Here is a 295-nt window from a genome sequence, read left to right as displayed (position 1 = left end):
CAAAAGGATTTTTCCTTCCATAAAGATTATAAACCCCAAAATTCCAACTTCCCCTCCATTTCCTGCCCTTATCTGCATTTTTCCAGGTGACGGAAGCATCCATTCGATGGTAGGCAGGGAATCTGTTCTGATTTCTAAAATCGGAATACAAGGGAACTGTCTGATTGTCCACCACGTAGGAACCGACTGGAAAAGAAACAGCCTGTCCGGTGGTGTAGACCATAGTAAGGCCTGCTGTCCAGCTAGGTGAAAACTCATGGTTCAGCACCAACGTCACATCATGAGGACGATCAAA

1 protein-coding gene is annotated in these 295 nt (G+C 45.4%); it reads right to left on the bottom strand.

Going from position 1 to position 295, the window contains the following annotated elements; translation table 11 throughout:
- The coding region (locus ACNKXV_RS14290) for a hypothetical protein (protein ID WP_417908379.1) at positions 1-258 on the bottom strand (258 nt) is incomplete at its 3' end.
- Between the last annotated feature and the right edge of the window lie 37 nt (positions 259-295).

The sequence above is a fragment of the Christiangramia aquimixticola genome (genome assembly GCF_048285835.1).
Classification (GTDB): Bacteria; Bacteroidota; Bacteroidia; order Flavobacteriales; family Flavobacteriaceae; genus Christiangramia; species Christiangramia aquimixticola.
The sequence above is the reverse complement of the archived record's forward strand: the minus strand, read 5'-3'. Positions and strand labels throughout refer to the sequence as shown.